General features: G+C 41.2%; 1 protein-coding gene. It reads left to right on the plus strand.

Translation table 11 applies throughout. From position 1 onward, the window contains the following. Window positions 1–240: penicillin-binding transpeptidase domain-containing protein (locus AAEZ00_RS22060; protein WP_351090172.1), on the plus strand; the 240-nt coding region annotated here is incomplete at both ends.

Here is a 240-nt window from a genome sequence, read left to right on the forward strand (position 1 = left end):
GGCCAAGGATATTGGACCACTACTCCTCTACAGCTTGCTAATGCGGTGACTATCATGGCAAATAAAGGCAAGCGCTTTACGCCTCATCTATTAAAATCTTTTAAAAATAGTACCGTTAAAATTGATTCGCCGATTGATGAGCAAGTACCAATAGAGCTTAAAGACCCTCGTAATTGGGACATCATCAATGAAGCTATGCGCCAAACTGCTGATAAATCTCGCTTTACCGATGCTACCTAT

The organism is Shewanella sp. S1-49-MNA-CIBAN-0167 (assembly GCF_040310145.1).
In the GTDB taxonomy this organism is placed as follows: Bacteria; Pseudomonadota; Gammaproteobacteria; order Enterobacterales; family Shewanellaceae; genus Shewanella; species Shewanella psychromarinicola.